We start from the raw sequence: 20,128 nt of genomic DNA, 5'->3' as shown, positions 1-20,128 counted from the left end.
TTGCCACCGGCATGGATGTCGAGGGGAGTGGGATATCTCTTGCCGGCTCGCCCTCGCCACCGACCGGCCGGCTCGTTCCATCACAATTTATTTTTCCGGGAACCGCGTGGACGCCGCCAAGGTTTGGCTTGCGCAGGGACCCCTCAGGAGGCCGAAACGGTGCGGCGCGATGATGACCCCCCAAGATGGATTGCGGATGTGGTGAGACAGCCGCTGGCGAATGTAAAAGGCGGGCTTTCCGCCAGCAGTGCGCGCAAGGTGCGGGACTTCCTGGATGAGAACTTCTCGCGCAAGCTGGCGATTTCCGAGATGGCCGCGGTCTGCGGGCTTTCATCCTATCACTTCGTGCGGGCCTTCTCGCGGACGTTCGGGATGCCGCCGCATCAGTATATTCTCGATCTGCGGCTGGATTTTGCGGAGAGACTGCTTGCCGAGAGCAGCCTGGCGATCGCCGACATTGCCCATCTCAGCGGTTTCTCGAGCCAGAGCCATTTCACCACCATGATGAAGAAATACCGGCATGTAACGCCACTGCGGTCGCGCTCGAACAAGCTTATCTCGAAGACCAGGTGATGGATAAGCTGCGGCATATCTTGGAAATATAGGTGATACCTATTAAAGTTCCAGCTAAAGTAATAAGCCGTTAACCTCTGCCGAGTTGTTCCGCGATTTTTTCTTACGACACAGCAAGATCGTGAAATACCGCGCACAAGAATCATGTCTTTCTGCCGCTTGGGGGAATTATCTGACATTTTCATGCCGACTGGCGCGCTGAGAGGGACCATGACCGACAATTGCATCTCACGTCACTCGTTTGTCCAGCATCGCGCGGCGCTTTTCGCCAGTCACTGGATCGCGAATGCCGATCCTCGCTCCCGCTCGGCCCGGCGCCGCCTGATGGCTGTACTGCGCATGGCGTCCCGCGTTCTAGGCATGCGTCGTAAAGATCGGGGTATCGGTGCGATTGGGGCTGTTTTCGGCGCCTTGGGGCTGGCTATTGCGCCTCAGGCATTTGGCCAAGTTATTCCAGGCGGTAACTATACAGCGGGCGCCGGAACGGCGAGTGGTGCCAACGGCATCGCGATCGGTTGCACAGGATATACGGCCACCGTCGGAGCGCCGACGGGAGGCATGGCCATCGGCTGCCGAGCGATTTCCAACGGGAATAATTCAGTTGCGATCGGAGTCGATGCGCAAACCCAAGGCGGCGGGGCTGTCGCCATGGGTCAAGGATCCGCGGCGACCGCGCAGAATTCGACTGCCGTAGGCAACTTCGCTGCTGCGAGCGGGCTGCGCGCGAGCGCTTTCGGCACAAACACCGTTGCGTCCGGATTGGATTCTCTCGCCCAAGGCAGCTTCGCCGCCGCCGGCGCCCAGAACGCAGTGGCTCTCGGCTTCCAGGCACAAGCCACGCAGCTAAATTCGGTCTATCTCGGTTCGCGCACCGTTGCTGGAACAGGAGCGCTGGCACAGAGCGCCATCGGCATCGGCACGGATGTGACGGCATCCCAGGTCGACGCCATCGCGGTCGGACGTTCATCCGTTGCGTCGGCACAATACTCGGTGGCTCTCGGCCTGAGCGCAAAAGCCACCGGCGCCGGCGGCGCGATGGCGCTGGGCCAGGGCACGATCTCGAGTGGCACCAATTCGGTAGCGATCGGCGTTCAGGCCAGTGCCACCTTGGCCGGCGCCAATGCTTTGGGTACCTTCTCAGTCGCTTCGGGAGGTAACTCCACGGCGGTCGGCACCAGTTCCACCGCCAGCGGCGCCAATTCGTTCGCCGGAGGCTGGGGATCTGTCGCCAGCGGTGCCAATTCCACTGCCGTAGGACGTCAGGCCGCCGCGATCGGCACAAGCGCCACGGCGATGGGTGATGCAGCCAAGGCCTGGGGCAACCAGTCCATCGCATTCGGCGTGAACGCGCAGGCAGGCGTTCAGGCCAACACGGCCCTGCCCAACAGCATCGCGATCGGCACCAATTCGCTTGCTTCCGGCGGCTTCGGCGTCGCGCTCGGCCAGGCCACTCAGGCCACTGCCGACTTTAGCACGGCAGTCGGCAATGGGGCCGTTGCCAGCGGCGCAAACGCCTCCTCATTCGGCGTCCTGGCCAGCGCGACGGCAAATAATACCCTCGCCGCCGGCGTCAACGCCGGTGCCAGCGGAGCCGGCAGTACCGCTCTCGGCAGTGGTGCCCGAACCACCGCCGTGAATGCCGTCGCTGTCGGCGCTGGGACGAGCGCGTCCGGGATAAACTCCGTCTATATCGGCCAGACCAGTTTTGCGACGAGCGCCAGCGGACAGAGCGCCATCGCCGTCGGCACGGACGTGACGTCATCCGGGGACGACGCCCTTGCGATGGGGCGTGAAAGCGCGGCGACTGCAACCAACGCCATCGCGGTCGGTCTCCAGTCTTCCGCTGATACCGCCGACTCCGTCGCCATCGGCACCAGGGCGATCGCGACCGGGGGGAAGGCTGTCGCAATCGGCGCAGACAACGTTGCTTACGGCGACGGCGCGGTGGCCATCGGCGATCCTAGCTTCGCCAGCGGCACCGGCGCCTTTACCGGCGGCGCCAACAACATCGCCAACAGCGACGGCACGGCAACCGCCACCGCGGCCAATACGGCCAACGGTGCTGTCGCTATCGGCAACAGCAACAAGGCGATCGGGCAAGGCTCCGTCGCGCTGGGCAACGGCTCCACTGCGGGTGCCGCCGGCCTCGCCGGCAATGTCGCGCTCGGCAACGGTGCGACGGCGGCGGCAAGCTCCGGCGACGTGGCGCTCGGCTCGGGTTCGGTGACCGCCGTAGCGGTCGGCACGCCCAACGCGGTGATCAACGGCACCACCTACGCCTTCCAGGGCACCAATCCGACCTCGACGGTCAGCATCGGCGCGCCCGGCGCGGAACGCACTATCACCAATGTCGCCGCGGGGCGGATCAGCTCGACGTCGACCGATGCCATCAACGGTTCGCAGCTCGCCGCCACCAACCAGGCCGTCGACGCCATCGGCACCACGCTCAGCACCATCGGCAGCGGCGTGACCAATCTCGGCAACACGATCAACAACATCGCCGGTGACACCTCGACCGCCTATACCGACGCCAATGGCGTGGGCATCCGCTATGCCCGCACCAACGAGGCCGGACTGGCGCAAACGGACTCCTTCGCACAGGGCGTCGGCTCCACGGCCGTCGGCTACCAGGCGACCGCGACCGGCGTCAGCGGGCTGGCGCTCGGCCGCGACAGCGCGGCCAGCATCGACGGCAGCGTGGCACTCGGTTCGGGCTCGGTGTCCGATCGCGCGATCGCTCCCGCTTCCGGGCAGATCGCCGCAGGTCCGTCGAACTTCATCCAGTACAACACCACCGACAAAGTGCTGCTCGGCGCCGTTTCGGTCGGTACCGCCACCTCCTACCGGCAGATCACCAACGTCGCCGATGGCACGCAGGACCAGGACGCCGTGACGGTGCGCCAGCTGGCGGGGGCGATCGCGGCGGTCTCTGCCACCTCGACGAAATATTTCCATGCCAATTCGACCGCTGGCGATTCGCTGGCGGTCGGTGCGGAATCGGTCGCGGTCGGCCCGACCACGGTCGTCAACGGCGACAATGGCGTCGGCATCGGCAATGGCGCCATCGTCGACCAGACGGCGCCTGGCGGCACCGCCATCGGCCAGAACGCTCATGTGATGCTGGCCGACGGCATCGCGCTCGGCACCGACTCGACCGCATCGGGCATCCAGTCGGTGGCGCTCGGCGCCGGCGCCCAGAGCACCTTCGCCAACAGCGTCGCACTGGGTGCGTCGTCAACCACCACGGTTGGCGCGCAGGCCGGCTACGCCGCCTTTGGCCTGACCGCTCCGCAGACCTCGGCCGGCGAAGTGTCGATCGGCGCCGCGGGCGCCGAGCGCAAGCTCACCAATGTCGCGGCGGGCTCGGCCGGGACCGATGCCGTCAACGTCTCGCAGCTGCGCGGCGTCTCGCAAAACGTTTCCAACCTGTTCGGCGGCGGCACCACGGTCAATCCCGACGGCTCGATCACCGGCCCGACCTACACCATCCAGGGCAACAATTATTCGACCGTCTTTGATGGTTTCACTGCTGTCGACAATGCGCTGACCAACATCAACAATGGCGGTGGCATCAAGTATTTCCACGCCAATTCGACGCTGGCCGACTCCACCGCCAGCGGCACCGACAGCGTCGCGATCGGGCCGGCCAGCGTGGCCAGCGGCACCAACAGCCTTGCCGCCGGCAATGGCTCGACAGCCACGGGGCAGGGCGCCGTCGCGCTCGGCCAAGGCGCCAAGGCCAACAACGCCAGCGATGTGGCGCTCGGTTCGGGTTCGGTGTCGCAGACCGCCGTCGGCACGTCCAGCACGGTCATCAACGGCAAGACCTACGCCTTCGCCGGCACGACCCCGACCGGGACCGTCAGCGTCGGCGATGCCGGAACCGAGCGGACGATCACCAATGTCGCCGCCGGGCGCGTTTCCTCCGGCAGCACCGATGCGATCAACGGGTCGCAGCTCTACGCCACCAACACGGCGATCGAGGACCTGACCAAGACGATCGGCGGCATCGGCGGCACCGTCCAGAACACCGTGCAATACGACACCGTCAACAATCCGGACGGATCGACGACCAAGACCAACAAGATAACGCTGCAGGGCGGTGACCCGAATGCGCCTGTCGTCATCTCCAATGTCGGCCCCGGCGTTACCGGCACCGACGCGGTCAACGTCAACCAGCTGAACCTGAACCTGGCTCAGAGCAAGACCTATACCGACCAGGTGGCGGTCACGACGTTGCAGCAGGCCAACAATTATACCGACCAGAAGCTCAGCCAGCTGAATTCCGACATCAGCGGCATCAGGGACGAAGCACGGCAGGCGGCGGCAATCGGACTGGCGGCAGCCTCGCTGCGCTATGACGACCGTCCCGGCAAGCTGAGCGTGGCGGCGGGCGGCGGCTTCTGGCGGGATTCGAGCGCCTTTGCCTTCGGCGCCGGCTACACCAGCGAGGACGGCCGCATCCGCGGCAACGTGTCCGGCACGGCGGCGGGCGGCAATGTCGGTGTCGGCGCCGGCCTGAGCTTCACCTTGAACTGAGGCGGACAACAGGGCGGCAATGAAAAGGCGAACCGGCCATGACAGGCTAGACGCAGACTCGGGAAAGCCGTTTGGCTTTCCCGGATTTGCCATGGCATGCCTGACCTGCCTGGCGCTTGCCGGCGGGCTGGCGCCGGCTGCCGGGCAGGTGGCTTCGCCCTACAGGATCAAGCCCTCCGAGGTGGTCGTGCCTCCCGACGTGAAGCTCGGACAATACCAGCGCACCATCCGTCCCTTCGAGAACTGGACGCTGATCTGCGACGAGAACCTCAAGGCGCGCAAGAAAGTCTGCAATGTCTCGCAGGTGATCGAGGACGGCGCCGGCAAGATGGCGTTCAGCTGGTCGCTCGCCGCCACCCAGGACGGCAAGCCCTACATGATCCTGCGCACCGCGCCGAACGCCAGGAGCGATGGGCTTGTGTCGCTGAAGTTCGATGGGCGCGCCGAGCCGATCGACGTGCATCTGAACGGCTGCAACGAAATGGTCTGCGTCGGCATGCTGCCGGTGGGACCCCTGATGCGCCAGGAGATAGCGCAGAAGGCGACGCCGGCGATTTCCTATCCGACCGTCGATGGCCAGACCATTACCGTCACCGCAACGCTCAAGGGGCTGTCCGAGGCCCTTGCGCCAGTCAAATAACCGAGGCAGCACCGTGAGCCAGCAAGATCCATTCATCTCCGCGACGCGCAGCAATCCGGCCGTCGAGCCGGACCGCAAAAGGATCGTCGAGCCGGATCGCAAGAGGATAGTCGAGCCGCCGCGGCGGTGGCCGCGCGTCATTGGATTTTCGCTGCTGGGGCTGGCCATGATGGGCATTGGCTTCGCCGGCGCGAACTATGCCGCGATCGCCGGTCTGGTCGGCAGCCCGACGGCCGCTCAGGCCGAGGCGGCCGCCGCTCCCGCACTGCCGGACTCGCCCTTCCTCCAGCACGTCAAGCAGGCCGGCGTGCAGGCCTGCTCGACCATCTTTCCGGTGCTCGGACAGCTTTTGACGACCGGCGCGAAGTACAGCGTCAAATCCCTGTGGAACGACCAGGCCGCCGACAAGCACGCCGTCCAGGCCTTTGTCGGCATGGACTATGCCACGGACCGTTACAGCGGGCCTGCGGCCGGCGTGGTCTTCGCCTCGCCCACCGCTTCGGGCTGCGAGGGCGCGATGGTGCGGGTGGCGCCGTTCGCAAGTCCGTGCGCCGACATTCCGTCCGTTCTTCCGCAAGGCAGCAAGATCACCGACCATCTCGGACAGGTCGAAGTGTACGAGCTTGGCGGCAACACGGGCGAAGCCCTTCTGCTGCCGACGGGCAACACATGCGTGGTGATTTCCATCGCATCGGCGGCCAAGTGAGGATGTCAGGCGAATGGGCGAGACGCCCTGGAAAGGATTGCGGACCATGAAATCGCGACGTTTGACAGTCTTGTGCATGGCCTTGCTGTGGAGCGGGCAGGTCGTCTCGGCCGATCTGGTGGAGCCGTCCGAGCCGCCACAGGAGGAGAAAGGCATCTGGGCGGCAATCGCCTATTCCCAGACCGACACCAAGTATGGCTTCTTCTGGGGCGCCGACAAGCGGCAGGAAGCGAAGGACATTGCGCAGAAATATTGCGAGAATGCCGGTGGAAAAGCCTGCAATGTCGTTGCCGTGTTCCGCAATCACCGCCATTGGACGGACGACGACGAGACCGGATTTCCCTACAAGCATTGCGGCGCGCTGGCGGTGGCCGACAAGGTGGAGCATCGGTTCACCCCCTGGGGCGTGAACTCCGCCGAAACGCGCCGCGAAGCCGAAGATCTCGCCTTGCAGGCCTGCGAGGCAGGGGGGATCCAATGCAAGATCCGCGAATGGGTCTGTACGTGACCGTTGCCACGGGGCCTCGAAGCCGACACTTTGGGCATTTGCCCGGCACCGAAGAGAAGGCCGCATTCATTGGTTCGTAGACATTTTTCGCTGAAGGCAGCCGCCATCTGCGCGGCGACCTTCTCCGCTTCGCTACCGGCTGCTTTCGCCCAACAGCAGCAGGCTGGGTCGCTTCCGAATGGCGCGTCGTCGCTCCAGGAAACCTATCAGGACTGGCAGCTGGCCTGCGTCATGCAGGACAATGCCCGGGTCTGCACGGTCACGCAGGACCAGACGCAGAAAAACGGCCAGAGGCTACTGGCCGTGGAGTTGCGCGTGGGGCAGAAGGGCGGACTGATCGGAACCTTGCTGCTGCCCTTCGGCATCCTGTTCGATCCCGGCGTGGCGGCACAGATCGACGACCAGCCGCCTGTCGGGCCGTTGAAGTTCAGGACCTGCCTGCCGAATGGCTGCGTGGCGCTGTTTCCGATCGACCGGGCGCTGATGCAGAAGCTCAAGGCAGGTACCGAGCTCAAGCTCGACGTCACCACCGCGGCCGAGACCACGCTTAGTTTTCCGGTGTCGCTGAAAGGCCTTGGCGCTGCCCTTGACCGCATGGTCGCGCTCAGCGCGCGTTGAGGAGCATGGCGACAGCGGCCCGAGCCTTGTAGCGAAGGAACGGACGCGCAGCCCTCGGATCAAGACAGCAGGATTTTCCGGCGAGCGAAGGTCTCGGCGATGGCGAGAACCGCGGCGTGTATCGGCCCCGCGGTGAGACTGGGCATGACCGACGCGTCAACGACAAAAAGATTGTCGAGCGCCTTGAGCTTGAGATTCGCATCGACGACGGCGTCCGGGTCCTTGCCCATCCTGCAAGTGCCACAGGGATGGTGGTGTGTAATGACCGACCGCGCGATGAAGTCGTCCATTTCAGCCGTACTGTTCAGGGTGCCTGGCAGGAGCTCGCGCTCTCGCCAGCCGGCGAGTTCATCTCGATGTCCGATTGTCCGGGCTGCCTCGAGCGCCCCGCGAAACAGCGCGCGGTCCCGACCGCTTTGCAAGTATGCGGGGTCGATGATCAATCGACCATCGAGTTCCGGCCCGCTTATGCGCACGCTGCCGCGGCTCGTCGGATGGGTGATCCCGAACAGCAGCGAATATGCAGTGCCAGCGGCAGGCGCCTGAAAGCGCTCGGACACGATCGGCGCGACGCCGCAACCGACGACAATTTCGGGCTGGCCGGTACCGGTAAACCCGTCGGCCCGCATATAGGCCATCGACTCCGAGTGCTGAAGGCGCGAGGGGGGAACGGGTTTGCGGGCCGCATAGAGGTTGCCGGCACCAAGCAGGTGGTCCTGAAGGTTTCGACCGATCTCCGGCATATCGATCACGCAGCTGACGCCCGCGGCGTCGAGTATATCGTGCGGACCGATGCCCGAGCGCATCAGCAAGGCCGGACTTTCCAGCGCGCCGGCGCAAAGCACGATTTGATCCGCAAGGATTTCGACCCGACCCTGCCGCCCCACGACCTCGAGGCCGCGGACCTGATTGCCCTCCAACTTGAGCCGCCGCACCCGCGATCCCGTAAGAATGGTCAGGTTCTTGCGGCTTCGAACCGCCGGCGTGAGCCAGGCGTCGGCCACCGTGACCCGCAGACCGTCTCGAATGTTCAAAGAGTTCGGGGTGACGCCGATCATCTGTCCGCTGTTGTGACCCTCAAGACGCGGCAGGCCGAGCGAAGCGCCGGCTTCGATGAACGCGCGTGCGACCGGACTTACCTCGTCGGTCGGCAAATGGACGGGCATCGGCCCGCCCTTGCCGTAAAGGCCGTAGCCACCGAGCGGGTGATCCTCGATGGCTTGAAACGCGGGCAGCAATCCATTCCAGCTCCACCTGTCATCGCCGGTCGCGTCGACCCATGCCTGGAAGTCGAGGGGATGGCCGCGCATGTAGCCCATCGCATGCAGGCAGCTCGAGCCGCCCACCAACCGCCCGCGCGCCCAGTGATGCACCCGGCCCGCAGTCCCGGTTTGCGGCTCCGTGCGATAGTCCCAATCGTAGCCGCGCCCCTGAAGCGCCGGCCAGGCGGCGGGGTTCCAGATGTCGGGGTCCGCCGCCTCTTCGCCCGCCTCGATCAGCAGAACGCGACTGTCCGGCTCTTCACTCAGTCGTGCTGCAAGCAACGCGCCAGCCGACCCGCCGCCGACGATGACGATATCGGCATCCCGTTCGCGCTCAAAATTCGCCCTGGTCATCATCACTCCATCTGACGCTTGCGTGTTTGGATGGTCGGCATGTCTGGCGACGGCACGGGTGAAGCCCCGCGATCGACCTGCGCTCGGCGGACCGTCGATCCGCAATGTCATGAAGGATTTCGAGCTTTCAGACGCAGCAGCTGTCTTCCGAAAAACTCAAATCGCGCTGTCCATGGACATCTTCGCTGCCGCTTTCGCCTTCAACAGGTGATTCTTCGAGGCTTTGCGCGCGGCCTTCTCATCGCCGGCGGCGATGGATTCGAATATCTCCTTCATCTCCGCCAGGCTGCTTTGTGCCCGGCCTTCCAATGACATCGATCGTCCTCGAAAGAAGCTGATCCTGGCCACCAGGCCACGATGGACTTCCTCAAGAATGGGATTCCCGCAATTCGAGAGTATGATCGAATAGAAGTCCGCGGCGGTCATGACCTGCGCCAGGCTGTCATTGCTGGATGCCGCCTCTTCGAACGCGGAAAGAGACTTCTCGAGTTCAAGCAACTGCTCCGGGGAAATTCTCGACGCGCATCGTCCCGCCGCCTCGACTTCCAGCAGCTCTCGAACCTCGTAGATGGCGGTTGCCACCTCCCACGAAAGTGACGGTATTGATGGCCCGCGGTTGGGTACAATCTCGATCAGGCGCTCGGCCTCGAGACTGCGCAAAGCTTCCCTCAGCGACGGGCGACTGATGCCGAGCTGTGTGCACAGCTGACTTTCGATGAGGCGGCTTCCCGGCTGGAACACTCCGGAGAAGATGGCGAGCCGTAACTTGTCGACGGTCTCCCGCTGCACCGTCCGTGGCGAAATCCGCAAATTCAAATCTGGAGGCATGGGCAACGTCTCATAGGTTTGAGTCGCAATCTCCGCGGCACCATACGCGACGCGGTGGAAAATAGCCAGATTGTCAAATCTGAAGATTGCAAGAATGTCAGACAATCTGCTTGACGCGCTCCCGGCTGTATGATCCTTTTGAAGGAGACGGGCAGTGATGGTGAGGATCATGAACATGGCGGCAGAGATAGCTTGCGACCCATTTGGCTCGCGACGCATCGACACCGGCAGCATCGCCTTGAACGTGCGCGAGACGGGCAACGGCCCGTTGATGCTGTTTTTCCACGGCATAACCTCCAACTCGGCGGTCTTCACGCCGTTGATGGCTCGGCTCTCGGATCGTTTCACGACCGTAGCTGTCGACCAGAGGGGGCATGGCCTCAGCGACAAGCCGGAAAGCGGCTACGAGGCGAATGACTATGCTGACGACATTGCCGGCCTGATCCGCACGCTCGACCGGGGGCCTGCCATCCTCGTCGGACATTCGCTTGGCGCGAGAAACTCCGTCACCGCCGCCGTGAGATATCCGGATCTGGTACGGTCGGTCGTCGCAATCGATTTCACGCCATACATCGAAACCGAGGCGCTGGATGCGCTGGAAGCCCGCGTGAACGCGGGAAGCCAGCTTTTCCAGGATATCGATGCCGTCGAAGCCTATCTTGCCGGCCGCTATACCAACATTCCCGCCGCTGCCATCAAGATCCGAGCCGAGAGCGGCTATCATCGGGTCGACGGCGGGCTGCGGCCATTGGCGTCGCCCGAGGCCATGGCCCGGACAGCCAAGGGCCTGCGATCAGACCTGGCGCCCGCCTATCGGGACGTGACGAAGCCCGTCCTCATCGTTCGGGGCGAGGCGAGCAAATTGGTTTCGGCGGCGGCGCTTGCAAAAACAAGCCGGTTGCGGCCGGATCTGCCCGTGGTCGTCGTTCCGGGCGCCGACCATTACGTCAACGAGGTTTCTCCCGAGATCACGCTGAAAGCCATCACGAATTTCATCGACGCCTGACGGCCCAGCACGCCGTCTTCTTGTACGCAGCATCAGGATAGAAAATGGCCAATGTAAACAGAACCCAGGGTAAGGCGCGCCGTGCCGAGGTCGCTGGCGGCGGCTTTGCCGGCCTGACAGCCGCCATCGCTCTCAGGCAAAACGGCTGGGACGTCAGGCTGCACGAAAAGAGCTCGGAGCTCCGGGCATTCGGCGCGGGTATCTATCTCTGGCACAATGGCCTTCGCGTGCTGGAGGGACTGGGCGCCCTGGATGATGTTCTCCAAGGTTCGCACACGCCTCCCACCTACGAGACCTGGATGCACAACAAGTCGGTTTCCAAGGAGACGTTCAACGGTCTGCCCTGGCGCATCATGACCCGCAGCCATCTGCATGATGCCCTGGTCAACCGCGCCCGTGCGCTGGGCGTCGACATATCGGTCAATTCGGAGGCGGTCGCCGCCGATCCGGAAGGCCGCCTGACACTTCAAACCGGCGAGGTGCTCGAAGCCGACCTGATCGTCGGCGCCGACGGCGTCGGCTCGAAGGTCAGGGATTCCATCGGCTTCAAACAGGACCGATGGGTTTCCAAAGATGGCCTCATCCGGCTGATCGTTCCTCGCAAGAAGAAGGAACTCGGCCACGGCGAGTGGGACAACACCATCGACATGTGGAACTTCTGGCCACGGGTTCAGCGCATCCTCTATTCGCCCTGCAACGAGAATGAGCTCTATCTCGGCCTCATGGCACCGGCCGCCGACCCGCGCGGATCGCAGGTTCCGATCGATCTCGAGGTTTGGGTCGAGATGTTTCCTTTCCTGGAGCCCTGCCTGATCGAGGCGGCGAAGCTGAAAACCGCCAGGTACGACAAGTACGAGACGACCAAGCTGGACAGCTGGACAAGAGGCAAGGTCGCCCTCGTGGGCGATGCCGCGCATGCGATGTGCCCGGCTCTTGCCCAGGGCGCCGGTTGCGCGATGGTCAATGCCTTCAGCCTGTCGCAGGACCTGGAGGCGGGCTCTTCGGTCGAGGACGCGCTCGTCGCGTGGGAAAAGCGCATTCGCCCGATCACCGATCGCTGCCAGGCGCTGTCCGGCGATTACGCGGCGAACCGCTCGCTCTCGAAGGGAAACATGTTCACGCCGGCAGCTCTGGAAGCAGCCCGCTACGACCCGCTGCGCGGCGTCTTCTCATGGCCGCAGTAAGCTCGGACCGGCGGTCAACGAATTAATCGGCGCGTGCGGAAACTGCGCGCACCCTTCAGGAGATAAAGATGAACTATTCCAGTGAAGTCGAACGGGACTATGACGTCAGGGGTTGGTACGCCTCGGTCCAGGAAAGCCGGCATGACGGCGGCCAGCCTGGCGAGACCCTCGTCAAAGTCGCGACTGGCGTCGTCATACGCAATCCGTATGCCGGAAAGTTCGTCGCCGAACTGTCCGAGCTGACGAATCCGAGCTCAGCCATCGGTCATGCGCTCGGTGAGCGGGCCGTGGCGCTGCTCGGCAACAGGCCGGTCGAAAGCTATGGCAAGGGCGGTATCGCGGGCACATCAGGCGAACAGGAGCATGTCGTCGCCTGCATCACCACGGTGTTCGGAGATCCGCTGCGGCAGCAGGTCGGGGGCGGCAAGGCCTGGATTTCGTCGGTCAGCAAGGTCGCCGCCGCCGGCACATCCATCGATATCCCGCTTGCCCACAAGGACGAGCTCTACATCCGTTCCCACTATGATGCGGTCACCTTTTCCGTGCCGGATGGCCCGCGCCCCGATGAGCTTTTGATCTGCGTCGCCGTCGCATCGGGTCCGCGCGTGCATCAGCGCGTCGGAGGCAAAACCGTCGCCGACCTCAAGGTCGGTGTCTAGTTCGATCGAAATTGGCGAAGGACGAATTCCATGCCCCTGAACATCAAGGACCTCAAGATTACATCGGCTGATTTCAAGCCGCTCGGGAAATTGCGCGACGAGCATGCCGGCGACAAAGGCAATGTGTTGCCCAGGCTTACGGTCAGCGGCGTGCCGGCAGGCGCGAAGGAACTCGCGGTCATCTGCCATGATCCCGACGCGCCGTTGCCCAACGGCTTCACGCACTGGGTCGTCTACGGCATCGATCCGTCGACCACCGATCTTTCGGACGCGCAGGAAAAATTCCGCGTCGGCCCCAATGGCGCCGGCGGCAAGCAGTATTACGGGCCTCAGCCGCCCGCTGGCCATGGCGAACATCACTACTACTTCTGGGTCTATGCCTTGGACACCCACGTCGAAGGGACACCCACCAGGGAGGAGTTCCTGCAGAAATATGCCGGCAACATCATCGAGCAGAATCGGATCGTCGGCATCTACGAAAACAAGTGAAATCCGCGGCGCCGGCGACCGATAACAACAACAAGAATGGTCGCTGTCACCGCAATGGGAGAATTGGAAATGAGAGACAACGGCCCCGTGCACCAGAAGGTCTTCGAAGAGCTGGTCACAGCGACGAAGATCCTTCTGAACGAAGGCATTATGGATACGTTCGGGCACATCAGCGCCCGGGACCCCGAGGATCCCGAAAGCTTCTTCCTGGCCCAGAAGCTTGCTCCGAGCCTGATAACCGTCGACGACATCCAGCGTTTCAATCTCGACGGCGAGACGTCGGATAACAGACCCTCCTATCTCGAGCGCTATATCCACAGCGAGATCTATAAGGCGCGGCCCGACGTTCAGTGTGTGCTCCACACCCATTCTCCGGCTGTCCTGCCGTACTGCTTCGTCGATACGCCGCTTCGGCCGGTCACCCACATGGGAGCTTTCATCGGCGAGTCGGTCCCGGTCTACGAGATTCGCGACAAGAATGGCGACGAGACGGATCTCTTCGGCGGCAGCCCCGGGGTCTGCGCGGATATCGCCGAAAGTCTCGGCAACCAGACCGTGGTCCTCATGGCGCGGCATGGTGTCGTCAATGTCGGCAACTCCGTGCGGGAGGTCGTCTTCCGCGCCTTCTATCTCGAGCAGGAAGCAGCAGCGCTCACGGCCGGCCTGCGGATCGGCAATATCAAATATCTGTCGCCGGGCGAGATAAAGACGGCAGGAAAACTCGTCGGTGCCCAGATCGATCGAGGATGGAATCACTGGTCGCAGCGTCTCAGGCAAGTGGGCCTTGCCTGATCCTTGAACATGGCCTGGAAGAGCTTGGTCCGAGCCAAGCTCTCTGGGCCTCGATCTCGTTAATTCTCTGGCGCCTGAGCGTCAGGCGAAAGCAACAAAACCATGCCGCACGCGGAAAGTTACGACTACATCATCGTTGGGGCCGGATCGGCCGGTTGCGTGCTCGCCAACCGGCTGAGCGCCGACCCCGGATGTTCGGTACTGTTGCTGGAGGCCGGCGGCTGGGATCGCGACCCCATGATCCACATCCCGCTTGGCTGGGGCAAAATCCTGACGGAGCGCCGCCATGACTGGATGTATTTCTGCGAGCCGGAAGACAATGTCGGCGGCCGCAGGGTCGAGTGCGCGCGCGGCAAGGTGATCGGCGGGTCGTCGTCGACCAACGCCATGGCCTATGTGCGGGGCAATCGCGGCGATTACGACCGTTGGGCGGCCAGCGGGCTCCAAGACTGGTCGTACGAAAAGGTGCTGCCGTATTTCCAGAAGCAGGAAAGCTGGGAAGGGGGCGGCAACCGTTTTCGTGGTGGCAATGGCCCGGTCAGCACGCAGTTCTGCCGCTACAAGGACACGCTGATCGACGCCTTTGCTCAGGCCAGCGTCGAGGCGGGTTATCCGCAGACGGACGACTACAATGGTGAGCGGCAGGAAGGGTTCGGCCGCCTCCAGATGACGATTTCGAAAGGCCGGCGCAGCTCGACCGCGTCCGCCTATCTGCGGCCGGCCCTGAAGCGGCCCAATCTGACCGTCCTGACCGGAGCGATAGCGACGAAGATCACCTTGGAAGGCACGCGCGCTAACGGGGTGGTGATAAACCATGGTGGCGGCGAACGGACGGTCGTCGCCCGCAAGGAAGTGCTGCTCTCGGGCGGCGTCATCAACACGCCGCAACTCCTGATGCTGTCCGGCATCGGGGCGCCCGAGGAACTCGCGGCGCACGGTATCCAGACGCGGGTCGACCTGCCGGCGGTCGGCAAGAACCTGCAGGATCACGTCTCGGTCATCCTCATGTACCGACGCCGGGCTCCGGGCGGCCCTTTCCTTCGCAACATGCGTGCCGATCGGATCGGGTTCGATTTCGCCAAGACCTACTTCACGGGTCGGGGTTTCTCGGGCGATGTCCCCGGCGGCGTTGTCGCCTTCCTGAAAAGCGGTCCGGAACGGCCGTTGCCCGATGTGCAACTGCTGTTCACGGCGGCCCCGCTCGCTGCGTGGCCATACCTCAAGCCGTTCAAGGCGCCATTTCCGGACGGTTTCGCCACGCGGATCGTGGCGACGCAGCCTGAAAGCCGGGGGGCGGTGAAACTGGCCTCGGCCGATCCTCTCGCGGCACCGCTGATCCATCAGAATTTCCTCGCTTCGCCGAAAGACTGGGAGTCCCTTCGCGCCGGTTTCCGGGTGGCGAGGGATCTCGCGGCGCAGCCCTCCATGCAGCCCTTCATCGAGGCGGAGTTCTTTCCCGGTCCCAAGTGCCAGAGCGACGACGAGATCGACGAGCATATCCGCAAGACCTCCATCACCGTGCATCATCCGGCCGGGACATGCCGCATGGGGGCCGATGCGGCCTCCGTCGTGGACCCGCAATTGCGCCTTCGCGGCGTCGACGGCCTGAGGGTGGTGGACGCGTCCGTCATGCCCGACCTGGTCTGCGGAAACATCAATGCGGCGGTGATCATGATCGCCGAGAAGGCCGCCGACCTCATCGCGGCATCAAAAGCAGCAACGGAAAGCAGGGCAGCGTGATGATCCAACGTATCGCCATCATCGGTCTGGGGACGATGGGGCCAGGCATGGCCGCCCGGCTCGCCAGGGGCGGCCTGCAGGTCGTCGCCTACGATGTTGCCCTGGCGGCGATCGAGCGCGCGGGGGCCATGCTGGGCGTGGCCGAGACCGTTCTGGATTCCCTGGGTATCGCGGTGCCTCCGGCCGGTGCCGGAACGGTCCGCTTCACGGATGATATCGCGGACGCGGTATCGGGTGCCGACCTCGTCATCGAGAACGTTCCTGAAAACATCTCGATCAAGGCCGATGTCTATCGCGCGATCGACAGCCTGATCGCATCGGACACGATCGTCGCGTCCGACACGTCGGGTATCCCGATCACCAAGCTGCAGGCGCATATCTCGCATCCCGAGCGGATGGTGGGCATGCACTGGTCGAACCCGCCGCACATCATCCCGATGATCGAGGTGATCGCCGGCGAGAAGACGGCGCCGCGGACCGTGGCCGTTATCCGCGACCTGATCCGCTCGATCGGCCTCTTGCCGGTGGTGGTCAAGAAGGACGTTCCGGGTTTCGTCGAAAACCGCGTGCTCTATGCGCTGTTGCGCGAGGCGGTCGATCTCGTCGAGCGCGGTGTCATCGAGCCGGAAGATCTAGACACCTGCGTGTCCTGGGGCATCGGTTACAAGATCGCCGTGATCGGGCCGATGGCGCTGCTCGATATGGCGGGCCTCGATATCTACAAGTCCGTCTCGTCTTTCCTCAACGCCGATCTCTCCAATCGCGACGACGTCGCGCCGATGGTGCTGGAAAAGACGAATGCGTCGAAGCTCGGCATCAAGTCGGGGGAGGGCATGTTCTCCTATACGCCCGAGCAGATAAAGGCGCTGCAAGGGGAGCGGGCGCGCAAACTCGTCGCGGTGCGGCGCATCCTGGAAGGCCGGGAGTAGCCAATGACACATCATGCTCACAAGGCCGGTCGGATTTTGGCGCCGCATGGAGGATCAAACCATGCGTGTTGAGACCATTCGAGCAGCGGGCGGCCGGCCGGCCCATATCCGTCACGACGACCTGATCTCCGCCAAGGGCGTTTCGGTGGTCATGGCCAGGCAACTGGTTCTGCAGAACATCGATCTTTCGGTGCCGAAGGGATCGTTTGTTTCTCTCATCGGTCCTTCCGGTTGCGGCAAGAGCACCTTGCTCAAGGTTCTGGCCGGGCTGGTAAATCCGACAAGCGGCAGCGTTTCGATCGCCGGGCTTTCGCCAGTCGAGGCGGCGCGCAAGCGCATGATCGGCCTCGTCTTCCAGGACGCCAACCTGCTGCCGTGGAAGAATGCCGTCGACAACGCATCCATGCTGCTCGGCATCGCCGACAAGTCGCTGTCGCGCGCGGAGCTGCGGGCACGCGGACAGGAGATGCTTGAGCTGGTTGGCTTGGGCGATTCTGCCCACAAGCGTCCAAACGAATTGTCGGGTGGCATGCGCCAGCGCGTCGCCATCGCGCGGGCCCTGGCGCTCGATCCGGCGGTGCTGCTGATGGACGAGCCGTTCGGCGCGCTTGACGCCATTACCCGCGATTCGATGGGCCAGTCGCTGCTGGAGATCTGGCAGCGCACCGGCAAGACCATCGTTCTCGTCACGCACTCCATCGACGAGGCCATTCATTTGTCGCGCCATGTCCACGTGCTGGGGATCAAGCCCGGCCGGATCACCGAGAGCCTCGACATTGGCCTGCCCTATCCACGCGATCTGTCGGTGACGGAAGATCCGGAGTTCGTCAGGCTGGTGGTTCAACTGCGCACCATGCTGCGCGCCAGCCATCAACCGGGAGGCGCGTCATGAGCGATCAACCCATCCCCAATCTCTCCGACTCGCGGCTTGCCTCGAACTGGGCGGCCGCGACCGGCAGCTGGCTCCCGGCGGTCATACTTCTGCTGGCGACGATCATCGTTTGGGAAGCCGTGGTGCGGATCTTCGCCATCTCCGCCTACATCATTCCCGCCCCGTCCGAGATCGCGCAATCGCTGGTCGCGCAATGGGAAACGCTGATGCAGGCGACCCTGGTGACCGCGGGCGAGATCCTGTTCGGGTTCCTTGTCTCCGTCGTGGTCGGCGTCGCCATTGCGCTGGTCATCGTGCGCTTCGACTGGCTGGGGCGAGCGCTCTACCCGCTGGTGGTGCTGTTCCAGAACGTGCCCAAGGTGGCGCTGGCGCCGATCTTCATCCTCTGGTTCGGCTACGGGCTCGCGCCCAAGATCGGCCTGATCCTGGTCATCGCCTTCTTCCCGGTGACATTGTCGATGCTGGCCGGCATGCAATCGGTCGATCGCTCGCTGCTGTCGCTGATGAATTCGGTCGGCGCCAGCCCGACGCAGATCCTGTTCAGGATCCGCGTCCCGCATTCGCTGCCGAACCTGATGGCGGGAACCAAGATCGCGGCCACGCTAAGCGTGATCGGCGCCATCGTCGGCGAATTCGCCGGCGCCTCGGACGGGTTGGGCTACGTCATCCAGTTCGCCTCGACCCAGCTCGACACCGCGCTGGTCTTCGCGGCGCTGCTGCTCGTCTCCGTGCTCGGCATCGCCTTCTACTACGCGGCCGAAATCCTCGAACGCATCGTGGTGCCGTGGGCACCCAAATTCAGCCAGGCCTAGGCCTCTCGATCAACCACCGACAATAAAAGGGAACAAAAATGCTGAGACGCTCACTTATCAAGGTAGCCACGCTTGCGGCATTTGCCGGGGCGCTTGGCTTCTCGAACGCGGCGCTGGCGGCGGACAAGGTCACTGTCCAGCTCGACTGGGTCGTTCGTGGCAACCACGCCATGTTCTTCGTCGGCAAGGAAAAAGGCTTCTTCGCCAAGAACGACATCGACGTCGCCGAAATCCGCAAGGGTTCGGGTTCGCCGGATGCCATGCGGCTGGTGGGCAACGGGAACGCGGATTTCGGTTTCGGCGATCTCCCCACGCTTGCCGTCGCGCGCTCGCAGAACGTTCCGGTGGTGGCGGTGGCCGCCGTCAACCAGCACTCGCCGCTGGCGATCATGTCGCTCGCAAAGACGGTGAAGCTCGCCAAGCCGGCTGATCTCAAGGGCCTGACCATCGGCATCCATCCGGCGGGCTCGACATACATCTTCTTCAAGGGCTTCCTGGCGGCCAATGGCCTGACCGAAAAGGACATGACGCTGAACAGCGTCTCGCCGCCCTATGAGAGCTATCTGCTTCTGGGCCGGGTGCAGACGGTGGTCGGCTATGTCGACGCCGAGGTGCCCGAACTGGAGGCCAAGGCGGGCGGTCCGGGTTCGCTCAGCATCATGATGGGCGCCGACCATGGCTGGAAGGCTTATGGCTCTGGCCTGTTCACCTCGGAGGCGATGATCAAGGACAAGCCCGACGTCGCCGCCCGCTTCGTCAAGGCATACAGAGAAGCCTTCGACTATGTCGTCGCCCATCCGGAAGAAGCCGCCGAGATCACGGCGAAGGCTGCTCCGGGCTATGCGGACAAGAAGGATGTGCTGCTGGCGCAGATCAACGCCGACATCGCCTCGACCTTCAACAGCCCCGACACCAAGGACCATGGCCTCGGCTGGATGACGAAGACGCAGTGGGAGGAAACCCTGAAGACGCTCACCGACCAGGGCGTGCTCAAGGCGGCGCTGTCGGCCGACGACGTCTTCACCGACAAGTTCCTGGCGAAGGAATAAGGCACGATGTTCCGGGCGGACGCATCAATGAGCGCCTACCGGCACGCCAGGCCGTCCTGCAGCATGCTGCAGGACACCGCGCGCGCGCCCTTGGCGGCGTCGGTCCGGTCGAGCGTGATCTGCGCGCGGGTGGCGTATGCGCGGCCAGACAGGCCGCACCACAGCCGCTCGACCGGCAGGTTCTCGCGCTTGTCGTTGAGAATGGTGAAGGTGCCGGTCTTGGGGTCGAACCAGAGTTCGATGCGAGCGCTCTTGCCCGGCTCGATCGTGGCGATCCCTTCCGAATACCAGTGGGCAAAGTCGGCGTTGCAGGACACGCCTTGCTTGCCCGCATTCGATATCGTCAACGGCACCATGTCGAGCCCGTCGGTGCCCTTGCGGACAATCACATGGTGCAACTCAACCGCGTTGGCGAGCGATGTGAACGCCAAAATCACGGGAAGGGCATAACGGATTTTCACTTTGCCTGAGCTCCATGGGGTAGTTTTCTCAGGCAGTCTATCTCGCTTCGGCGCAATAACAACAAGAATATTGATTGGAAAATCAAA

At 63.6% G+C, this 20,128-nt stretch carries 19 protein-coding genes; 16 read left to right on the top strand and 3 right to left on the bottom strand.

Features of this window, described 5'->3' with window-relative positions; all coding sequences use genetic code 11:
* Positions 1–27: 27 nt before the first annotated feature.
* From EN851_RS11500 to EN851_RS11475, 6 genes are all read left to right on the top strand, one after another.
* Positions 28–573, top strand: a complete 546-nt coding sequence (locus EN851_RS11500; RefSeq protein ID WP_245520731.1) for an AraC family transcriptional regulator — start codon at positions 28–30, stop codon at positions 571–573.
* Positions 574–783: 210 nt separating this feature from the next.
* On the top strand, positions 784–5,112 hold the full coding sequence (locus tag EN851_RS11495) for a YadA-like family protein (protein WP_135929260.1): 4,329 nt from the start codon (positions 784–786) through the stop codon (positions 5,110–5,112).
* A gap of 91 nt (positions 5,113–5,203) precedes the next feature.
* Positions 5,204–5,752 (top strand): invasion associated locus B family protein, encoded by a 549-nt coding sequence (locus tag EN851_RS11490; protein ID WP_127869835.1) that lies wholly within the window; start codon positions 5,204–5,206, stop codon positions 5,750–5,752.
* A 13-nt stretch (positions 5,753–5,765) separates the two neighbouring features.
* Positions 5,766–6,458 carry a hypothetical protein gene (locus EN851_RS11485; protein ID WP_135929259.1) on the top strand — a complete coding sequence of 231 codons (693 nt, stop codon included), beginning with the start codon at positions 5,766–5,768 and terminating at the stop codon, positions 6,456–6,458.
* 46 nt (positions 6,459–6,504) lie between these two features.
* Entirely contained in the window at positions 6,505–6,966 is a 462-nt protein-coding gene (locus EN851_RS11480) for a DUF4189 domain-containing protein (protein WP_027144313.1), read from the top strand.
* 69 nt (positions 6,967–7,035) lie between these two features.
* Positions 7,036–7,584, top strand: coding sequence for an invasion associated locus B family protein (locus EN851_RS11475; protein WP_135929258.1), 549 nt, complete (start codon positions 7,036–7,038; stop codon positions 7,582–7,584).
* A gap of 59 nt (positions 7,585–7,643) precedes the next feature.
* Here EN851_RS11475 and EN851_RS11470 read toward each other — a convergent pair whose 3' ends face one another.
* Together EN851_RS11470 and EN851_RS11465 are read right to left on the bottom strand one after the other, a co-directional pair.
* Positions 7,644–9,200: a GMC family oxidoreductase gene (locus EN851_RS11470; protein ID WP_135929594.1), complete on the bottom strand. Its 1,557-nt coding sequence runs from the start codon at positions 9,198–9,200 to the stop codon at positions 7,644–7,646.
* Positions 9,201–9,356: 156 nt separating this feature from the next.
* Positions 9,357–10,133, bottom strand: coding sequence for a GntR family transcriptional regulator (locus EN851_RS11465; protein ID WP_245511694.1), 777 nt, complete (start codon positions 10,131–10,133; stop codon positions 9,357–9,359).
* 64 nt (positions 10,134–10,197) lie between these two features.
* On the opposite strand from EN851_RS11465, the gene EN851_RS11460 reads away from it, so the two are divergent.
* The 10 genes from EN851_RS11460 (at position 10,198) to EN851_RS11415 (ending at position 19,580) form a co-directional block, all read left to right on the top strand.
* A complete protein-coding gene (locus tag EN851_RS11460; protein WP_127870023.1) occupies positions 10,198–11,034 on the top strand; it encodes an alpha/beta hydrolase in 837 nt (278 codons plus the stop codon).
* Positions 11,035–11,078: 44 nt separating this feature from the next.
* Entirely contained in the window at positions 11,079–12,218 is a 1,140-nt protein-coding gene (locus EN851_RS11455) for an NAD(P)/FAD-dependent oxidoreductase (protein WP_127869832.1), read from the top strand.
* A gap of 68 nt (positions 12,219–12,286) precedes the next feature.
* Positions 12,287–12,877, top strand: coding sequence for an amino acid synthesis family protein (locus EN851_RS11450; RefSeq protein ID WP_127275691.1), 591 nt, complete (start codon positions 12,287–12,289; stop codon positions 12,875–12,877).
* 30 nt (positions 12,878–12,907) lie between these two features.
* Positions 12,908–13,366, top strand: a complete 459-nt coding sequence (locus tag EN851_RS11445; protein ID WP_127275690.1) for a YbhB/YbcL family Raf kinase inhibitor-like protein — start codon at positions 12,908–12,910, stop codon at positions 13,364–13,366.
* Positions 13,367–13,402: 36 nt separating this feature from the next.
* The gene (locus EN851_RS11440) at positions 13,403–14,158 is read left to right on the top strand and encodes a class II aldolase/adducin family protein (protein WP_245520730.1); all 756 of its coding nucleotides are present in this window, start codon (positions 13,403–13,405) and stop codon (positions 14,156–14,158) included.
* A gap of 102 nt (positions 14,159–14,260) precedes the next feature.
* Positions 14,261–15,898, top strand: coding sequence for a choline dehydrogenase (locus EN851_RS11435; protein ID WP_135929257.1), 1,638 nt, complete (start codon positions 14,261–14,263; stop codon positions 15,896–15,898).
* Complete coding sequence (gene fhmpcd1, locus EN851_RS11430; protein WP_135929256.1) at positions 15,898–16,827, top strand: 5-formyl-3-hydroxy-2-methylpyridine 4-carboxylate 5-dehydrogenase; 930 nt, start codon at positions 15,898–15,900, stop codon at positions 16,825–16,827. The genes EN851_RS11435 and fhmpcd1 overlap by 1 nt, the downstream gene beginning before the upstream one ends.
* Positions 16,828–16,888: 61 nt before the next feature.
* Positions 16,889–17,719 (top strand): ABC transporter ATP-binding protein, encoded by an 831-nt coding sequence (locus tag EN851_RS11425; protein ID WP_135865500.1) that lies wholly within the window; start codon positions 16,889–16,891, stop codon positions 17,717–17,719.
* Positions 17,716–18,531, top strand: a complete 816-nt coding sequence (locus EN851_RS11420) for an ABC transporter permease (RefSeq protein WP_135929255.1) — start codon at positions 17,716–17,718, stop codon at positions 18,529–18,531. Before EN851_RS11425 ends, EN851_RS11420 begins: the two co-directional genes overlap by 4 nt.
* A 38-nt stretch (positions 18,532–18,569) precedes the next feature.
* A complete protein-coding gene (locus EN851_RS11415; RefSeq protein ID WP_127869827.1) occupies positions 18,570–19,580 on the top strand; it encodes an ABC transporter substrate-binding protein in 1,011 nt (336 codons plus the stop codon).
* A 35-nt stretch (positions 19,581–19,615) separates the two neighbouring features.
* Here EN851_RS11415 and EN851_RS11410 read toward each other — a convergent pair whose 3' ends face one another.
* The gene (locus EN851_RS11410) at positions 19,616–20,041 is read right to left on the bottom strand and encodes a hypothetical protein (protein ID WP_127869826.1); all 426 of its coding nucleotides are present in this window, start codon (positions 20,039–20,041) and stop codon (positions 19,616–19,618) included.
* Positions 20,042–20,128: the final 87 nt, after the last annotated feature.

The sequence above is a fragment of the Mesorhizobium sp. M8A.F.Ca.ET.208.01.1.1 genome, assembly GCF_004791315.1.
GTDB lineage: Bacteria > Pseudomonadota > Alphaproteobacteria > Rhizobiales > Rhizobiaceae > Mesorhizobium.
The sequence above is the reverse complement of the archived record's forward strand: the minus strand, read 5'-3'. Positions and strand labels throughout refer to the sequence as shown.